This is a genomic window from Saccharopolyspora terrae, assembly GCF_004348435.1.
GTDB classification, from domain to species: domain Bacteria; phylum Actinomycetota; class Actinomycetes; order Mycobacteriales; family Pseudonocardiaceae; genus Saccharopolyspora; species Saccharopolyspora endophytica.
On sequence record NZ_SMKS01000094.1, the window covers coordinates 1 to 18,069 of the forward strand.

Below are 18,069 nucleotides of genomic sequence, written 5' to 3' on the forward strand. Positions count from 1 at the left end.
GGGGGCGGGTTGCTCGGTGGCCTAGGAGGCCTCCGAGTGCGGTGATGAGGGCTAGGAGGAGCAGGAGGGTTGCTGCGGACCAGGACTTCTGGTCGCTGGCGATGAGCAGGGCGCTGGCCGCCAGGGGGACGAAGCCGCTGATCAGGCCGCTGAGGTTGGAGGAGATCGCGACTCCGCTGTAGCGCAGGTGCACCGGGAACAGCCCGGCCAGCAGCGAACCCGAGACCGCGTACGGGATCGACAGGCAGTTGATGCCCAGCGTCACCGCGATGATCACCAGCACCGGGTTGCGCGTGTCGATCATCCAGAACACCGGGAACGCCACCAGCGCCGACAGGACCCCGCCCCACAGGCAGACCTTGCCGGGGCTGAACCGGTCGGCCAGCCTGCCGCCGAAGATCAGCGTCACGACCTCGGCCGCCGCCGCGAACAGCGTCGCACCCAGCATCAACGACTTCGGCAGTCCCAGCTGCCCGGAGCCGTAGCTGATCACGAAGGTGGTCAGCAGGTAGAAGCCGCCGATGCCGATCAGCGACGCCGCGATGCCGATCAGCACCTGCCGCCAGGCGGTGCGGAACAGCTCCACGGCGGGCACCGAGGCCCGATCGTGCTCGGCGAGCATCTGCTCGAACAGCGGCGACTCCCCGACCCGGCGCCGCAGGTACAGCGCGACGCCCAGCAGCGGGAAGGCCGCCAGGAACGGCAGCCGCCAGCCCCACGAGTCGAACGACTCGTCGGGCAGCATCGCCACCAGGTAGAACCCGCCCGAGGACAGCAGCGTGCCTATCGGCGAGCCGATCTGCGGCAGGGCCGCGAACCGACCCCGCTGCTCCGGCGGCGCGTGCTCCACGGCGAGCGTGACGGCACCGCCCCACTCGCCGCCGACCGCGATGCCCTGCAGCACGCGCAGCGCGGTCTTAGCAGCAGCGGAGCGGCCAGACCGATGGCCATGAAGTCCGGCAGCAGCCCGATGAGCCCCGTGACCACGCTGATCAGTGTGACCGTGATGAGCAGGCTGCGCCTGCGCCCGATGCGGTCGCCGAGGTGGCCGAACACCACCGCGCCGAGCGGCCGCGCGAGGAAACCGATCGCGAACGAGGCGAAGGCGGCGAGCGTGGCCACCGCCGGGTCCTCGGTCGCGAAGTACAGCCGGTCGAACACGATCGACGCGGCCGTGCCGTAGAGGAAGTAGTCGTACCACTCCAGGGCGGTGCCGACGAACGCGGCGAACGCGACCTTGCGCGCCTCCGCGGGGTCGGTGCGTGGCGTGCTCGCTGTTTCGGTCACGGGGCCTCCCGGTGTGCCGGATCAGGTGGGGACTTCTGCGAACTCGTCCGCTCCGTGCACCGCGCGGCCGGCGACGAACGTGGCGCGCACGTCGATGTCGCCGATCTCCGAGACGGGCACGGTGGTGGGGTCGGCGTCGAGCAGCACGAGGTCGGCGAACATGCCCGCGGCGATCTGGCCGCGCTGGTGCTCCTGACCGGCCGCCCACGCCGCGTGGGTGGTGTAGGCGCGCAGCGCCTCGACGGCGTCGACCCGCTCGTCGGGGGCGAGCACGCGCCCGGCTTTGGTGGTGCGGTCGACCATCGCGCGCATCCCCAGCAGCGGTGCCCCGTTGGACACGCACGGGCGGTCCGAGCTGCCGGGCACCACCAGGCCTGCGTCCAGGAAGGACCGGTGCCGGTACAGCCAGGGCTCACGCTCGTCGCCGACCGCTCCGATCATGGTGTCGCCGATCTCGTAGAGGAACCGCGACTGCGGCACCGGGATGACGCCCAGCGCGGCCATCCGGGAGAGCTGGTCGGGGCGCACCATCGCCGAGTGCTCGATGCGGTGCCGCGCGTCCGGTCGCGGAACCTCGCGCTGCGCCTGCTCGAACGCCTCCAACGTCAGGTCGATGGCGCGGTCGCCGATGGCGTGCGCGGCGACCCGCCAGCCGCCCCGGTGCGCGGTGAGGATCCGCTCGCGCAGCACGTCCGGGTCGTCGCCGAGCACCCCTCGGCCGCCGTGCCCGTGGAACGGGGCGGTGACCGCGGCGGTGCGGCTCGACAGCGCGCCGTCGGTGAAGATCTTCATCGGCCCGATGCGCAGGAAGTCGTCGCCGAAACCGCTGCGCAGCCCCAGGTCCAGGCCGAAGGCGTCCGGACCGACCTGGTGCAGCACCTCGTTGGCGGGCATCAGCTCCACGCGCAGCGGCAGCTCGCCGCGCTGCCGCGCCAGCTGGTACGCGGCGGCCTCGGCCGGGCTGTGCCCGATCCAGCCGCCGCCGATGCCCGCTTCGGTGACGTGCGTGAGCCCTTCGGCCGCGTAGCGCTTCGCGGCGCGGCCGATCGCCGCCACCAGCTCCTCGACCGGGTAGGGCTTGACCAGCGCGTCGACGAGTTGCTGCGCCTGCTCGGCGAGCAGGCCGGTCGGAGCCCCCTCGGCGTCGCGCTCGACCACGCCGCCCTCGGGAACGCGGGCGGAACCGTCCAGAACCCCTGCCTTGGCGAGGATTTCGGTGCTGGCCACGCACATGTGCGCCGAGCGGTGCTTGAGCCACACCGGCCTGCCGCCGCCCGCCCTGTCGAGCCGGGCGCGGTCCGGGTGCCCGCCGATGACGAAGTCGTCGTAGCCGGAGCCGATCACCCAACCGTCGGAGGGCAGTTCGGCGGCCTTGGCGGCGACCAGGTCGTAGAGCTCCTCGGCCGACCGGCAGCCGGACAGGTCGAGTTCGGCCAGCGAGAGCCCGTACCAGACCATGTGGTTGTGCGAGTCGGCGAAGCCGGGCGTCACGACCGCGCCGCCGCCGTCGATCACCTGCCGCGCGGGCAGGTCGGCGATCACCTCGTCCACCCCGACGATCCGCCCGCCGAGCACCCCGATGGTGTGCGCGGTCGGGTGGTGCGGGTTCATGGTCAGCGCGCGGACGTCGCGCAGCAGCAGGTCCAGCACTTCGTTCCTCTCCTCAGCCCAGGTGGTGCGTGCGGGTCAGCGGCAGCGTTGCCGCGCGGTGCACGTCGATCTCTACACCGTCGACCGACACCGGACCCGGTTCGCGCGGGACTTCCACGCGCGGGGTCGCGGTGTTGCGCACCATGTCCGCCCTGGTCAGCCCCCTGCTGTCGCGCACGGAGGCGTAGTTCGGGCCGCTGGGCAGGCGCGCGCGGTCGGCGGCGTCGGCGACGAACACCGTGGACAGCCTGCGGGGCGCGGCGCCGAGTCCGCCGAAGAAGGGACGCATGACCCTCGGTTGGGTGAGCCGGGTGGATCCGGAACCCGACCCGCTGGCGCCCCAGGCGACGAACCCGGACTTGATCACCAGGTCGGGTTCGGCGCCGAACCAGGCCGGTTGCCACAGCACGATGTCGGCGAGCCTGCCCGGCTGCAGCGATCCGACCTCGTGGCCCATGCCGTGCGCGATCGCCGGGTTGAGGGTGATCTTGGCGAGGTAGCGCAGCACCCGCTCGTTGTCGGCGTGCTCGGGCCCGGTCTCGCCGGCGAGCGCGGCCTGCACGTGAGCGAGCTGCCAGGTGCGGCGGGCGGTTTCGGCGATGCGGCCCATGCCCATCGAGTCGGAGTTGACGATGCTGATCGCCCCGGAGTCGTGCAGCGCGTTCTCCGCGGCGATGCCGTGCTCGCGGACCCTGCTTCCCGCGATGCTCCTGTCGCTGTCCACCATGGAGTGTCCCTTGTGGACTGTCATGGTCATCGGGAACAGCTCGGCGACCGTCGCCGGGGTCAGCGGCAGCGTCGGGGTGGTCGAGGAGGTCAGCACGTGCGGACTGCCCACGACCTCCAGCAGGTCGGGATGCCCGCCACCGCCCTCGACGTGGTAGGCGTGCACCGTGCGGCCCCGCGTCGCGTCGAGGGTGTCGGCGAGGAAACCGGACTCGTTGAGCGTGTCGGTGTGCAGCGCGACCGGCAGGTCCGCCTGATCGGCCGCGCCCAGGCAGGTGTCCACGATGCGCGGGGTGGCGCCCCAGTCCTCGTGGATCTTGAACCCGCCCGCGCCGGACAGGACCGCCCGTTCCAGCAGGTCGTTCGAGGACGACGATCCGCGCGCCAGGAACGCGACGTTGATCGGCACGTCCCGCCACGCCTCGATCATCGAGTGCAGGTTGTGGGCCGGGTTCGCGCCGACGTCCCACACCCCGCCCATGCCCATGCCCACCAGCGAGGTCACCCCGGCCGCCAGCGCCGCGGGCACCACCTCGGGGCTGGACAGGTGCACGTGCGAGTCGACCACGCCGGGCGTGGCGATCAGGCCGTCACCGGTGATCATCGCGGTGTGCGAGTCGACGACCAGCTCCACGCCGTCCCCGGCCTCCGGGTTTCCCGCGCGCCCGACGCCGACGACCCGTCCCTCCTTGATCCCGATGTTCGTCTTGCGCACGCCCAGCACCGGATCCAGCAGCAGCACGCCGAGGATCACCATGTCCAGCGCGCTGTCCCGGCCCGCCTTCGGCGCGACGAGCAGTCCGTCGCGGGCGGTCTTGGCGCAGCCGCCGAGCATCTCCTCGCCGGGCTCGGTGTCGTCGTCCTCGACGCGCACCCACAGGTCGGTGTCGGCCAACCGCACCAGGTCACCGGTGGTCGGTCCGTACAGCGCCGCGTAGCGCTCCCGGGACAGGCTGGTCATCGGCTGCCTCCCATCGCCACGAGGACGAGTTCCTTGCGCTCCCCCGCTTCCAGGCGCACCGCCGTGCCCGCGGGCACCGCCAGCCGGAAACCGGCGAGCTCGACGTCGCTGCGCACCGCCGGGTTGAGCTGGTCCAGCGGGAAGTGCGAGGAGATCCACACCGGGCGTTCACCGGTGTTGTGCAGCCACGCCGTGCGCCGCTCGCGGCCGGCCGCCAACTCGATCTCGCCGTCGGCGGCGCGCACCGCTCCCGGCGCGTCCGGACCGGGCGGGCCGAACGGCTGCGACACGTGCACCAGCGAGCTGCCGTGCGGGAAGAGCGCTTCGACCTGGATCACCGGCACGGCGGCGGGAACACCTGGGCGGACCTGGTCGGCGGTCAGCAGCGCGCCGGCTCTGCGCACGATCTCGTCGATGTCCACGCCGTCCCAGGCGAGTTCGCAGATCTCGTCGCACACGTAGGCCACGGCGTCGGGCGCGCCGAGCGGCGCGCCGCGCGCCAGCCTGCGGCGGGCCAGCTCCGCGGCGGTGAACAGGTTCAGCCGCTCCTGCTCGCGGGGCGTCAAGTGCATGAGAGCACAGTCCTCTGGTCACCGGCCCAGCACAATGATGGATCCACGCCATCTGATCGCTCTAGATTGGGCGGATGCACACTTCGCTTCACGAGCCGGTCACACCCGACGGGCCGTTGCGCAGGCTGGTGCACTCCTGCCTGGACGATCTCGACGAGCTGGTCGCGGTGTTCCTGGCCGAGCTGCGCTCGATGGAGCCCTACGCCAGCGACGCCGTGCCGTGGTCGGAGCTGCGCGAGCACGCCGAGGGGAGCATGGAGCTGCTGCTGCGGTTGTCCGGAGGCCTGGCCGTGCCCGACCGGCTGGGCGACCTGTGCGAGCGCATCGGCCGCAGCCGCGCGCAGGCGGGCGTGCCGCTGGAGGTGCTGCTGCACGCGGTGCGCGTCGACTTCCGGGTGCTCTGGGACGCCTTCGCGCGACGGGTGTCCGAGGACGAGCTGCCGTCTCTGGTGCGCAGCGCCTCGCGGGTGTGGGCCGCGGTCGACCACCACACCACCCGCATCCACCTCGCCTACCTGTCCGAAGCCGCGGTGGTGGCCCGCGAGCAGGAGCACGAGCGCGCCCAGCTGGTGGCGCGGCTGCTGACCACCGACGCCCGCGATCCGCAGGTGGTCGCGCAGGTCGCCACGGCGCTCGACGTCTCCGCCGACGCGGACTTCGCGGTGGCCGCGGCCCCGCTGCCCGCCACCCGGCCGCTGCGCGACGCGGCCGACGAGCTGTCGGCGCGGGGCATCTCGGTGCACCTGCAGGACGTCGACCGGCGACCGGTGCTCATCGCGCAGCTGCCCGCCGGCGTCACGGCGGTGCCGCGGCGCTGGTTGCAGGAGGTCCCGTGCGGCCTCGCACCCGTGGCCCGCACGCTGGCGGGTGTGCCGCGCGCGGTGCGCATCGCCGCCGAGCTGGCCGGGACCGGCGCGGCCGAGGCGGGCCCGCGGGCGCTGCCGGACGTCTGGTCGTCGGTGGTGGCGGGGAGGCTGGGCGAGCTGGGCGACGCGCTGGGAGCGGAAGTGTTCGGCCGGATGCGCGGCATCGGCGCGGGCGAGCGCTCGCGGCTGCTGGAGACCGCGTCGGCCTACCTGCGCACCGGATCGGCGGGTGCGGTGGCCGGTGAGCTGTACTGCCACCGCAACACGGTGCTCAACCGGCTTCGCCGCATCGACGATCTCACCGGCTGCGATCTCACCCGTCCCGACCAGGCCGCGTTGTTCATGGTGGCGCGGGCCTGCGACCCGAGTGCGTGATTTCGAACGCCGTACGGTTCGCCGGTTGTCCGGCGTACTACGGTGGTCGTGGACCTCTCTCGATCGCGCAAAGGATGGGACGTTGACCGCGACGCAGATCCCGGACACCACCCGAGCCGAACTCGACGCCGCGCTGCAGCGGGCCGCCGACGCCGCCGAGCCCTTCGGCGAGCAGGCCCCGGCGGAGCGCGCCCGCCAGCTGCGGGCCGTCGCCGACGCCCTGGACGCGGCGGCCGGTGAGCTGATCCCGCTGGCCATCAACGAGTCTCACCTGTCCGAGGGCCGGCTGACCGGTGAGCTCAAGCGGACCACCTTCCAGCTGCGCCTGTTCGCCGACACCGTCGAGCCCGGCGAGCACCTGCGGGTCACCTTCGACCGAGCCGACCTGGACTTCGCGCTGGGCCCCAAGCCGGACCTGCGGCGGATGCTGCTGCCGGTGGGCCCGGTTCTGGTGTTCGCCGCCAGCAACTTCCCCTTCGCGTTCTCCGTCGCCGGTGGTGACACCGCCGCAGCGCTGGCGGCCGGGTGCCCGGTGGTCCTCAAGGGCCACCCCGGTCACCCGGAGCTGTCGGTGCGGACCGGCGAGATCGTCGCCGAGGCGCTGCGCTCGGCCGGTGCGCCGGAAGGCGCGTTCAGCGTCGTGCTCGGCTTCGACACCGGCACCGACGCGCTGCGGGACGAGCGGATCAAGGCGGCCGCGTTCACCGGTTCGGTCCCGGCCGGGCGCGCGCTGTTCGACATCGCCAACTCGCGGCCGAAGCCGATCCCGTTCTTCGGTGAGCTGGGCAGCCTCAACCCGGTGTTCGTCGCCCCGGGGGCCGTGGCCGCGCGCGGAACCGACATCGCCAAGGGCTACGTGACCTCCTACTCCGGCAACGCCGGTCAGCTGTGCACCAAGCCCGGCCTGCTGTTCCTGCCCGCCGACCACGGCCTGGAGGGCGCGCTCGCCGAGGAATCGGCGGCCGTGGCGTCCCACCGGCTGCTCAACGAGCGGCTGCACGAGGGCTACTGCGGTCGGCGCTCGGTCGTCACCGACGTCCCGGGGGTGCGCGTGCTCGCCGACGGCGCGAGCGACTCGGCAGTGGACGGGGCGGCGCCCACGCTGCTGGCCACCGACGTGGAAACCCTGCTGGCCAACCGGGACGCGCTGCTGGAGGAGGTGTTCGGCCCGCTGTCCATCGTGGTCACCTACACCTCCGAGGACGAGGCCCGCCGCGCAGCGGAGGCGTTCGAGGGCAACCTCACCGCGACCGTCCACGCGGAGGACTCCGACACCGACTTCGTCGCCACGCTCCTGCCGCGCCTGCGGGAACGCGCCGGGCGCCTGCTGTTCAACGGCTGGCCGACCGGCGTCGCCGTCTCCCACGCCATGCAGCACGGCGGCCCCTACCCGGCCACCACGGACGCCCGCTTCACCTCGGTCGGCACGGCGGCGCTCGACCGCTTCCTCCGCCCGGTGACCTACCAGAACGTCCCGGCTGCGCTTCTCCCAGCGGCCCTCCAGGACGAGAACCCCTGGAACATCCCCCGAACCGTCCACACCCCGAAGTGACCCCGGGGGCGCCCACCACCGGGCGCCCCACCGTCCTGTCGAATTTCGCGCGAAATTCGAGGGCCGCAGCTCGCCTTCGAATTTCGCGCGAAATTCGAACTGCGTCGCCCGTGCGGGTGACGTGGAAGCTCAGGGGGTTCGGCGGTAGCGGGCGACCGTGACCGCGGCCGTCGGCGTCACGGGTGACGGCAGGGCGGCGATCTTGGCTTCGAGGGCGTCGGGCGTGGTGTGCCAGGCGCTGGGCCCCATGGCCACGGCCGCCAGGGCTTCGGCGTGGGTCAGTTCGAGCCGGAACTCGACCGTGCGCCGCTCCAGCGGGGTGAAATGGCCTCCGAGCTGGTCGGCGAGGCGTTCCGGTTTGGACTCGTCGACGTTGAGCAGGCCCAGGTGGTCGACCAGACCGGTCAGGTGACCGGGGTCGGGGATCACGACGACGAGCTCACCGCCGGGACGCAGGATCCGGCGCATCTCCGGCGCGTTGCGCGGAGCGAAGACGTTGAGGACGACACCCGCCGCACCGGTGCGGATCGGCAGCGGCTGCCAGGCGTCGGCCACCGCCGCGCCGATGCGGGGGTGCGCCTTGGCCGCCCGGCGGCACGCGTACTTGGAGACGTCCAGGGCCACGCCGATCCGCTCACCGAGGGCCCGTGCCAGGTAGAAGCCGGTACCGGCACCGATGTCGACCACCGGGCCGTCCCCGGTGACCGCCGCTGCCACCGCCTCGGCGATCGGGTCGTAGTGCCCGGCGCCCAGGAACCCGGCGCGGGCCGCGACCATCTCCGCGGTGTCACCGACGACCTTGCTGCGCCCCGAGAGCAGGCTGACGTAGCCCTGCCGCGCGAAGTCGAACACGTGGTTCGACGAACACCGCAGCGAGTTCCCGCTTCGCTCCAGGTCGAGTCCGCAGTGCGGGCAGGCCAGCACCTCCACAACCTCGTCCAGCACAGCCCAGCCTCCACACGCTCCGCAGATGCGCGATTCTAGTCGCCGGGGAATGCGACGAGCGGCGCGGAAGGAGGCGCGGCGATGTGGCACTGGCTGAGCGCACCCGAGTACCAGGCGGCGAGGTTCGCCGTCACCCACCTGATCGCCCTGACCTACCTGATCGGCTTCATCTGCTTCCTCCGGCAGTTCCGCGGTCTGCTCGGTGAGCGCGGGCTGACGCCGGTGGTCCACTTCGTCGCGCGGGTGCCGTTCCGCCGGGCACCGAGCGTGTTCCACTTCCGCAGCTCCGACCGGTGGCTGGCGGGCGTGGCCTGGACCGGCATCGCCGCGAGCGCGCTCGCCCAGTTCGCGGACTTCGCCCCGGTCTGGGGCTGGATGCTCGTGTGGGCGCTGCTGTGGGTGCTGTACTCGTCGATCGTCAACGTCGGCCAGGTCTGGTACGGCTTCGGCTGGGAATCGCTGCTGCTCGAAGCCGGTTTCCTGGCGATCTTCCTGGGCCCGGCGCACATCGCCCCACCAGCGCCGGTGCTGTGGCTGCTGTGCTGGCTGCTGTTCCGCGTCGAGTTCGGCGCCGGGCTGATCAAGCTGCGCGGCGACTCCTGCTGGCGCGACCTCACGGCGCTGCACTACCACCACGAGACGCAGCCGATGCCGGGTCCGCTGAGCCGCTGGTTCCACTGGCTGCCGCGGCCGCTGCACAAGGTGGAGGCGCTGGCCAACCACGGGACCCAGCTCGTCGTTCCGTTCCTGCTGTTCGCCCCGCAACCGGTGGCCACCGTCGCGGCGGCGATCATCGTCGTCACGCAGCTGTGGCTGATGCTCAGCGGGAACTTCGCCTGGCTGAACCTCCTGACGATCACCCTGGCGTTCGCCGCCGTGGGCGGGCCACCGGCCGCGCTGCCCGATCCGCCGGGCTGGTTCGCGGTGCTCGTGCTGGCGGTGACGGCGCTGTTCGTGGTGCTGGCGTACTGGCCGGTGCGCAACATGCTGGGGCGCGGTCAGGTCATGAACCGCAGCTTCAACCGGCTGCACCTGGGCAACACCTACGGCGCGTTCGGCAGCATCACGCGGGTCCGCTACGAGGTCGTCGTGCAGGGCGCCGACGAGCCGGGAGGCCCGTGGCGGGAGTACGAGTTCAAGGGCAAGCCCGGCGACCCCGCGCGCAGACCGCCCCAGATCGCGCCGTACCACCTGCGGCTGGACTGGCTGATGTGGTTCGTGGCCATCAACCCCTCCTACGGGCGCACCTGGCTGCCGAGGTTCCTGCGCGCCCTGCTCCGCAACGAGCCCCCGGTGCTGGCCCTGCTCCGGCACAACCCGTTCCCCGACGCACCGCCGAAGGTGGTCAAGGCCGACCTCTACCGCTACCGCTTCAACACCCGCCGGGACCGCCGCGAGACCGGCGCCCACTGGAGCAGGACCAGGTCCTCGGACATCGTTCCGCCCCTGAGCCTCGACGACCTGTGATCACCCCTGGGCGGCGGCTTCGAGTTCGGCGATGTCGAGCTTGCCCATGCTCAGCATCGCCTTCATGACCCGGTCGGAGACCGCGGGATCCGGTGAGGTGATCAGCTCCAGGAGGCGGCGGGGCGTGATCTGCCAGGACAGGCCGTAGCGGTCCTTGAGCCAGCCGCAGGGGCCGTGCTCGCCGCCTTCGCCGAGCTGCTCCCACAGCCGGTCGATCTCCTCCTGCGACTCGCAGGTGACCTCCAGCGAGACCGCCTCGGTGAACGTGAACTGCGGTCCCCCGTTGAGCCCGATGAACTGCTGACCGAACAGTTCGAACTGCACCACCAGCACCGTGCCGGGCTCGCCCGGGCCGGCCTCGCCGCGGTGCATGACGTGCACGATGCGCGAATCCGGGAAGATCGAGCAGTAGTACTTCGCGGCTTCCTCGGCCTCGGTGTCGAACCACAGGTTCGGGGTGATCTTCTGGGCGAACTCGTACATGGGTCTACCCCTTCGTCGCGGGAATCCAGACTGAAGGGGTAGACCCGCTCACGCAGCGGAACTCATCGGTCAGAACGCCGGGCGCAGCGGCATGCGCGCGTCGGTGCCGTCGAGCTTGACGCCCAGCACCTGGTGCAGCTGGATGTTGTTGCGCTCGAACCCGAGCTGGCAGGCGGCCATGTACAGCCGCCACACGCGCGCCCGCGCGTGTCCGGCCTCGGCGACCGCGGCCGACCAGTTGCGGTCGAGGTTCTCGCACCAGTGGGCCAGCGTCATCGCGTAGTGCTCGCGCAGGTTCTCCTCGTGGCGCACCTCGAAGCCGTTGTCGTTCATCGCCGACACGAGCGTGCCGACCGGTTCGAGCTCGCCGTCGGGGAAGACGTAGCGGCCGATGAACTTGCCCGTCCGCGCCCTCTGCTGACCGTGCGGGCGGGTGATGCAGTGGTTGAGCAGCCGGCCACCCGGCACCAGCTTGTCGTGCAGGAACGAGAAGTAGTGCGGTAGCTGCTTGAGACCGATGTGCTCGGTCAGGCCGATGGAGCTCACGGCGTCGAACCCGGTTTCCGGCACGTCCCGGTAGTCCATGTAGCGGACCTCGGCGAGGTCGGCCAGGCCGCGTTCGGCGATGGCCTTCTGCGCCCACTGCGCCTGCTGCCGCGACAGCGTGACGCCCAGCCCGCGCACCCCGTAGTGCTCGGCGGCGTGCATGACCATGCCGCCCCAGCCGCAGCCGACGTCGAGCAGCCGCTGGCCTTCGGACAGGTCGAGCTTGCGGGCCACCAGGTCGTGCTTGGTGAACTGCGCCTGCTCCAGGGTGGCGTTCTGCTCCGGGTAGACCGCGCAGGTGTAGGCCATCGACGGGCCGAGGACGTACTCGTAGAACCGGTTGGAGACGTCGTAGTGGTACGAGATCGACTGGCTGTCGCGGTTCTTCGAGTGCCGCCAGCCGCGCGAGCGGTGCTCGACCTCCGGCACCCTGACCGGCCACCAGAACCGGTACCCGGCCAGCTTGAAGAGCAGTTCGCGTCGCAGGTCCGCAGGCACGTCGTTGAGCGTCACCGACGGGAACGCCGCCAGCGCGCTGTACATGTCGCCGTGCACTTCCAGCGCGCCGCTGACGTAGGCGCGGGCGAGCCCCAGCTCACCGGGCGCGTTGGCCAGGTGCGACAGCGCCAGCGGCGAGCGGACTTCTACGCACACATCGGCCCCGGCGGTCCCCGCTCGGCTGCCGTCGAAGGCTCGGATCTCCACCGACAGGTCGCCGCCGAGAATCCGCTCGAACACCCCTGCCCATCCCATCAGAGGGTCTCCTTTCCAGTTTGATGTGTCGTCTGCCGCGAGTCAGCGCTCGCGAACGCACTTCTCGTACAGCCCCGGCAATCGGCCCTTCGGGTCGTAGGTGTCCTTCAGCCGCTGGTAGGCCGGTCGGTTGTAGAGCAGCCAGAACTCGTCCTCCTCGAAGTAGGAGTTGGAGTACAGCGACTTGTGCCCGTCGAGCTCGGTCACCTTCCGCTCGATCGCGCGGTTGTGCCTGCCCGGCGCCTCGCCGGGGCGCAGCGGCACGGTCGCCCAGAAGCCGACGTTGACGTAGAGGGTGTCGGGGTCCATCGGGTACAGCGACCAGCCCTCGCGGTCGCGCAGCCGCACCGGGCACAACCAGATCGGCGAGATGCCGATGTCGCGGTGGAAGAACTCCAGGAACTCCGGCAACCGCTGGACCGGGATCTCGACGTCCTGGATCACCGGTTCGTTGAGGCCCTTGCCCTGCAGCACGGCGAGCCGGTCGGTCACCGAGTGCCGCCGGTCCCAGGCGACGATCCGCCGGTAGACGTCGGAGCGCTTGTACTTCGCCGGCCAGAAGCGGCGGATCAGCGGGTGCTGCACGCCGATCGCCCGCGAGCACCAGAACCAGTCGGTGTCCCAGCGCCACAGGTAGTCGTGGATGCTCAGGTAGTCGGTGCGGCGCTGCTGCACCGACCGGTAGTAGATCTGCTCGCCGGTGTAGTCGCTGGCGAAGGGCGCGGAGTCCACGTAGGACCCGAGGGTGAGGTGGTGCTCGGTCGGCGTGAACACGGTCCCGTCGACGAAATCGACCTGCTCGCCGTCGAATTCACAGTCCGCGCAGATCCGGGCGATCGCCTCGGTGCACTCGGCGGCGGTGGCGAACGGGACGTGGCGGAGCTTGACGTAGGGCTTGACCTCCTCCAGCTCGATCTCCAGCCGCAGCGCGTAGCCCAGCGTGCCGTAGGAGTTGGGGAAGCCCCGGAACAGGTCCGCGTGCTCGTTGTCCGGCCGCGCCACCACCACCGAACCGTCGCCGGTGAGGATCTCCATCTCGCGCACCGACTCGTGCGGCAGCCCGTTGCGGTAGGAGGTCGACTCGATGCCCAGCCCGGCCACCGCGCCGCCCAGCGTGATGGTCTTGAGCTGCGGCACCACCTTCGGGATGTGCCCGGTGGGCAGCAGCGCGTCCACGATCTGCTCGTAGGTCGCCATGCCCTGGACCTGCGCGGTTCCGGCTTCGGCGTCGACGTCGAAGACCTTGGTGAACCGGCCGACGTCGAGCCCCGGGGAGTCGGAGGGGGCGCGGAACCGGAAGAGGTTCGAGGTGGGTTTGGCGAGCCGGACCGGTGCACCGGCCGGCAGTTGTGCGTACTGCGCGACCAGCTCGGCCACGTCGTCGGAATGCTCGCCGATCATCGGCGTTACCCGATCCGCCATACCTCGACCGTAATGCCGGATCCGGTCTCAAGCACCCCCTTTGACGAGGGCTCCGGCCCCGCCCGCAAGCCGACGAACAGCCCAAAACCCGTCGGCGAAGGGCGGTTCCGCGATCTTCGATGATCGCAAAACCGCAGGTTGGAGCCACGAACGGGGAGGTGCCGCAGACACTTGCGTGATACATGCAAGTTCAGCGATATTTCGATCACATTTGCTGTGATCGGAGCAGTCCTGCGACCCGGGGCCTTTCACCACGCGGCCGAGTCCATTGCTTCGAGCGGGTGATTCCCACCCGCACCGCCGAGCGAGAGGAACTCGCCGAACAGCTCCCGTCCCTAGCGGCGCTTGAGAGCCCAGGCTCGGAGGCCGCGGAAGCTCTGGACCTTCGTGGACCCCACCGAGATGAGCTTGTAGTCCTCGTGGCCGCGCAGCGCGGCGGCCATCTCGCGGTCGATGAGCACCGAGGCCGGGCGGGCGACCGACGTCAGGCGGCTGGCGATGTTCACCGTCGAGCCGTAGACGTCGCCGAAGCGCGCCAGCACCGGTCCGCGAGCCAGGGCGATCCGCAGCGGCGGCAGCAGGTCGTTCTTGGCGATCTCCTCGTTGAGGGTCAGCGCGATCTCCGCGCCCTCCTCCGGGCTGTCGGCCACGAACAGGACCTCGTCGCCGACGGTCTTGATGACGCGGCCGTGGTTCTGCGCGACCACACCTCCCGCCAGCGACTCGAAGCCGTCGATCAGCCGGGTCAGCTCCAGCTCGGTGAAGTCGCGGATCAACCGGGTGTAGCCGACCAGGTCGGCGAACCCCACGACCTGCACGCGCTCGTCGATGCCCGGATCGCGCTCGTCGAGCTCGCGGGCCACGGTGGCGGCCAGGTGCCGCCGCCACACGTAGTCCTGCATCTTCTCCATGACCGGCACGATCGCCGCCGCCACCTCGGTGGTGGTGTCCACATCGGTGGCGAAGCTCTGCCCCAGCAGCGACTTGAACAGGCCCGTCTGCCACTCGGCCAGCCGGGACATGGTCTGCGCCAGCGAACGCGCCACCGCGGATTCGAGCTCGTCGGGGATCACGTCCGCCGACACCAGCGACACCAGGGCGCGCAGCGCCGCGACATCGGCGTCGGTGAAGATCACCTCGTCCGAGTCGACGTGCGCGAAGCCCATCGCCTGCCACAGCTGCTCGGCGCGCTCCACGGAAACGCCGGACGCCTCGGCGACCTCGTCCTTGGTGTACTGGGGCGGCGAACCGAGGAGGATCTCCTCGATTCGCCGGATCCGGTCATCGCGACGTTCGGACAACGAGCACGTCGCAATCAGATCGTCGGGACACCTCGGACGGGACCGAACCGAGGATGCGCCCCTTGAGGGTGTTGAGCCCTCGGCTACCCACGACCAGCAGGTCGGCGCTGTGCTTCTCGGCCGCGCCCAGCAGCACCGAGACCGGCTCGCCGACGGCGGCGACGGTCTCGACGTCGGTCGCACCGGCCTTGCGGGCGGTGTCCGATGCCGTCTGCACCGTGTCATGAGCCGGAGCCGAACCCATGACCTGGAAGGCCTCGTCGCCGAGCTGATCGGCGGCGCGTTCCAGCTCCTTCGGGTCGGTCGGGTAGTAGGCGCAGACGATCACCAGCCGCGCCGACGAGGCGCTGGCGACCTCGGCGGCCCGGCCAACCGCGCGCAGCGAAGGCGCGGAGCCGTCCGTTCCCACGACGACGGTGCGATAACTGGACATCGCTCTCCCACTTCCTTTGGGGCCGACATTTCGACGCTCCGGGTGAGAACACTAACGATCGAGGACGGCCGCAGTCACGGCCCGTGCGCGGAGGCCTCCACCAGTGCCCCGCGCCACGGTGGCGGACCAGGCCGGTTGTGCCGTTCCACAACCCGCTCCCGGAACTGTCGTCCAACCGCACAGCGCGACACTCGATCATGCGGCGTACGTTTCGCCGCAACCTGTGATTCGAACAATGGAGTCGACGTGTCAGCACCGAGCCTGCAACCCGGGCGGGGAATGTTTCGCCGCAAGCCCATCGAGACCATCACCTCGGACGTCGAGGAAACAGGTCTGAGCAAGTCCCTGGGCTTGTGGCAGCTCACCGCGATCGGCGTGGGCGGCATCATCGGCGCCGGGATCTTCTCGCTGGCTGGCGCGGTCGCCAACGAGAAGGCCGGGCCCGCCGTGCTGATCTCGTTCCTGATCGCCGGCATCGCCAGCGCCGCCGCGGCGTTCTCCTACGCCGAGTTCGCGGGCATGATCCCCAAGGCGGGCTCGGCCTACACCTACGGCTACGCCGTGCTCGGTGAGGTCGTCGGCTGGCTGATCGGCTGGGACCTGCTGCTGGAGTACACCGCGATCGTGGCGGTGGTGGCGATCAGCATCTCCGGGTACTTCAACGAAGTGGTCGGCTACGTCGGCGTCGACCTCCCGGTGTGGATGCTCGGCGCACCGGGCACCGAGGAGGAGGGCGTCGCGCCCGGCAGCTACAAGATCAACCTCTTCGCCGTGCTGCTGTGCCTGTTCATCGCCTTCATGCTGAACCTGGGCATGAAGAGCGCCGCGCGGTTCGAGACCTTCCTGGTGTACCTGAAGGTCGCCGTGGTGCTGCTGGTCATCGGCGTCGGCGCCTTCTACATCAACACCGGCAACTACACGCCGTTCTTCCCCTTCGGCGCGAGCGGGGCCATCACCGGCGCCGCGACGGTGTTCTTCGCGGTGTTCGGCTACGACGCCATGAGCACCGCCGCCGAGGAGTCCAAAGAGGCCCAGAAGCACATGCCCAAGGCGATCCTGTACTCGCTGGGCATCTCGATGGTGCTGTACGTGCTGGCCTGCCTGGTGCTGACCGGCATGATCCCGTTCGACCAGATCAAGGGCGAGAGCGCGTTCGCCTCCGCGTTCACCGACGTGGGCCTGCCGATGCTCGGCGCGATCATCGGCGTGGGCGCGATCCTGGGCATCCTCACCGTGATGTTCACCTTCATGCTCGGCGTGACGCGCGTCGGCTACTCGATGAGCCGCGACGGCCTGCTGCCCGCGTGGTTCAGCAAGACCCACCCGGTGCGCAAGGTGCCCACCCGGTTCACCTGGCTGATCGGCGTCGCCTCGGCCGTCATCGCCGGTCTGCTTCCCATCGGTGAGGCCGCGGAGCTGACCAACATCGGCATCCTGCTGGCGTTCGTGATCGTGTGCGCCGCGGTGATCGTGCTCCGCTACAAGCGGCCCGACCTGCCCCGCGAGTTCAAGACGCCGGGCATGCCGGTGGTGCCGATCATCGGCATCGCGTTCTCGATCTGGCTGGTGACCTTCCTGGCCTGGGAGACCTGGCTGCGGTTCGCGGGCTGGTTCGCCATCGGCCTGGTCATCTACTTCGCCTACGGCTACCGGAAGTCGAAGATGAACTCCTGATCGCCGGCACCGGACCGGCGCGCGCTGCGCCGGTCCGGTGTTGATCGGTTGAGCTCATGTCTGCTGCGTCTCAGCGTGCACTGGATCACAGCGTTATCCGGTGTCGTATGCCTAGGGTTTTCCCCGGCGCCACCGGGGCTTTTCGCGGTGCCGCCAGGAGTACGACCGGGCCTCGATGCTGAGGGGTGCTTTGTGACGCGCGTTCGCGAACTGAGCCCGTACGTGGAGCTGCACCGCGCGCAATGGCGGGAGCTGCGCGATTCGCTCCCCCTCCCGCTGAGCGAAGACGAGCTGGTCGCGCTGCGCGGCCTCGGCGAACCGGTCGACCTCGACGAGGTCGCCGACGTCTACCTGCCGCTGTCCCGGCTGATCAGCCTCCAGGTCGCCGCCCGGCAGCGGCTGCACGAGAGCACCACGACGTTCCTCGGCGAGGAGACCCGCGGGACCAAGGTGCCCTTCGTCATCGGCTTGGCCGGCAGCGTCGCGGTCGGCAAGTCCACCACCGCGCGCATCCTGCGCACCCTGCTCGCCCGCTGGCCCGACCACCCGCGCGTGGACCTGGTGACCACCGACGGGTTCCTGCACTCGAAGGCCGAGCTGGTCCGGCGCGGGCTGATGCACCGCAAGGGCTTCCCGGAGAGCTACGACCGGCGGGCGCTGCTGCGCTTCGTCACCGAGGTCAAGTCCGGGGCCCCCGAAGTCTCCGCCCCGGTGTACTCGCACGTCGCCTACGACATCGTGCCCGACGAGCGCAACGTGGTGCGCCAGCCCGACATCCTCATCGTCGAGGGCCTCAACGTCCTGCAGCCCGGCCCCAGCCTCACGGTCTCGGACCTGTTCGATTTCTCGATCTACGTCGACGCCCGCACCGAGCACATCGCCCGCTGGTACACCGACCGGTTCCTGGCGCTGCGCAGCACCGCCTTCGCCGATCCGGAATCGCACTTCCACCACTTCGCGGAGCTGACCGACTCCGAGGCGCGCGCCGAGGCCGACCACCTCTGGCGCACCATCAACGAGCCCAACCTGGTGGACAACATCCTGCCCACCCGCCCC

The 18,069-nt window shown here is 70.7% G+C and carries 16 protein-coding genes; 5 read left to right on the plus strand and 11 right to left on the minus strand.

All coding sequences use genetic code 11. The features are described 5' to 3' along the window. The 5 genes from E1181_RS29150 to ureA all read right to left on the minus strand — a co-directional run. A partial coding sequence (locus E1181_RS29150) for an MFS transporter (protein ID WP_268952515.1) occupies positions 1-901 on the minus strand: 901 nt, incomplete at its 3' end. Continuing rightward, positions 784-1,287, minus strand: coding sequence for an MFS transporter (locus E1181_RS32665; RefSeq protein ID WP_268952516.1), 504 nt, complete (start codon positions 1,285-1,287; stop codon positions 784-786). The genes E1181_RS32665 and E1181_RS29150, both read right to left, overlap by 118 nt. A gap of 21 nt (positions 1,288-1,308) precedes the next feature. After that, the gene (locus E1181_RS29155; protein ID WP_132679628.1) at positions 1,309-2,937 is read right to left on the minus strand and encodes an amidohydrolase; all 1,629 of its coding nucleotides are present in this window, start codon (positions 2,935-2,937) and stop codon (positions 1,309-1,311) included. 13 nt (positions 2,938-2,950) lie between these two features. Beyond that, a complete protein-coding gene (locus E1181_RS29160) occupies positions 2,951-4,624 on the minus strand; it encodes an urease subunit alpha (RefSeq protein WP_132679629.1) in 1,674 nt (557 codons plus the stop codon). Beyond that, a complete protein-coding gene (ureA, locus tag E1181_RS32995; RefSeq protein WP_132679630.1) occupies positions 4,621-5,196 on the minus strand; it encodes an urease subunit gamma in 576 nt (191 codons plus the stop codon). The genes E1181_RS29160 and ureA overlap by 4 nt, the downstream gene beginning before the upstream one ends. Positions 5,197-5,270: 74 nt before the next feature. On the opposite strand from ureA, the gene E1181_RS29170 reads away from it, so the two are divergent. Continuing rightward, positions 5,271-6,437, plus strand: coding sequence for a helix-turn-helix domain-containing protein (locus tag E1181_RS29170; protein ID WP_132679631.1), 1,167 nt, complete (start codon positions 5,271-5,273; stop codon positions 6,435-6,437). An 82-nt stretch (positions 6,438-6,519) separates the two neighbouring features. Further along, a complete protein-coding gene (locus E1181_RS29175) occupies positions 6,520-7,989 on the plus strand; it encodes an aldehyde dehydrogenase (NADP(+)) (protein WP_132679632.1) in 1,470 nt (489 codons plus the stop codon). A 129-nt stretch (positions 7,990-8,118) separates the two neighbouring features. Here the strand turns inward: E1181_RS29175 and E1181_RS29180 are convergent, their stop codons facing one another. Next, on the minus strand, positions 8,119-8,934 hold the full coding sequence (locus E1181_RS29180) for a putative RNA methyltransferase (protein ID WP_132679633.1): 816 nt from the start codon (positions 8,932-8,934) through the stop codon (positions 8,119-8,121). A gap of 81 nt (positions 8,935-9,015) precedes the next feature. Here E1181_RS29180 and E1181_RS29185 point away from each other — a divergent pair, with 81 nt between their 5' ends. Then, positions 9,016-10,401, plus strand: a complete 1,386-nt coding sequence (locus E1181_RS29185; protein WP_132679634.1) for a lipase maturation factor family protein — start codon at positions 9,016-9,018, stop codon at positions 10,399-10,401. Here E1181_RS29185 and E1181_RS29190 read toward each other — a convergent pair whose 3' ends face one another. The 5 genes from E1181_RS29190 to E1181_RS29210 all read right to left on the minus strand — a co-directional run bounded on the left by E1181_RS29190 (position 10,402) and on the right by E1181_RS29210 (position 15,339). Next, positions 10,402-10,884 (minus strand): VOC family protein, encoded by a 483-nt coding sequence (locus E1181_RS29190; RefSeq protein WP_132679635.1) that lies wholly within the window; start codon positions 10,882-10,884, stop codon positions 10,402-10,404. 69 nt (positions 10,885-10,953) lie between these two features. Next, on the minus strand, positions 10,954-12,183 hold the full coding sequence (locus E1181_RS29195) for an SAM-dependent methyltransferase (protein WP_132679636.1): 1,230 nt from the start codon (positions 12,181-12,183) through the stop codon (positions 10,954-10,956). Positions 12,184-12,225: 42 nt separating this feature from the next. Next, positions 12,226-13,605 (minus strand): FAD-binding protein, encoded by a 1,380-nt coding sequence (locus E1181_RS29200; protein ID WP_132679637.1) that lies wholly within the window; start codon positions 13,603-13,605, stop codon positions 12,226-12,228. A gap of 335 nt (positions 13,606-13,940) precedes the next feature. Further along, the gene (locus E1181_RS29205; RefSeq protein ID WP_235877136.1) at positions 13,941-14,906 is read right to left on the minus strand and encodes an adenylate/guanylate cyclase domain-containing protein; all 966 of its coding nucleotides are present in this window, start codon (positions 14,904-14,906) and stop codon (positions 13,941-13,943) included. Further along, positions 14,887-15,339, minus strand: a complete 453-nt coding sequence (locus E1181_RS29210; RefSeq protein WP_132679638.1) for a universal stress protein — start codon at positions 15,337-15,339, stop codon at positions 14,887-14,889. Before E1181_RS29210 ends, E1181_RS29205 begins: the two co-directional genes overlap by 20 nt. A gap of 279 nt (positions 15,340-15,618) precedes the next feature. On the opposite strand from E1181_RS29210, the gene E1181_RS29215 reads away from it, so the two are divergent. After that, the gene (locus E1181_RS29215; RefSeq protein ID WP_132679641.1) at positions 15,619-17,013 is read left to right on the plus strand and encodes an amino acid permease; all 1,395 of its coding nucleotides are present in this window, start codon (positions 15,619-15,621) and stop codon (positions 17,011-17,013) included. 192 nt (positions 17,014-17,205) lie between these two features. Continuing rightward, positions 17,206-18,069 (plus strand): type I pantothenate kinase (coaA, locus tag E1181_RS29220; protein WP_132679639.1); only part of this gene is annotated, 864 nt, incomplete at its 3' end.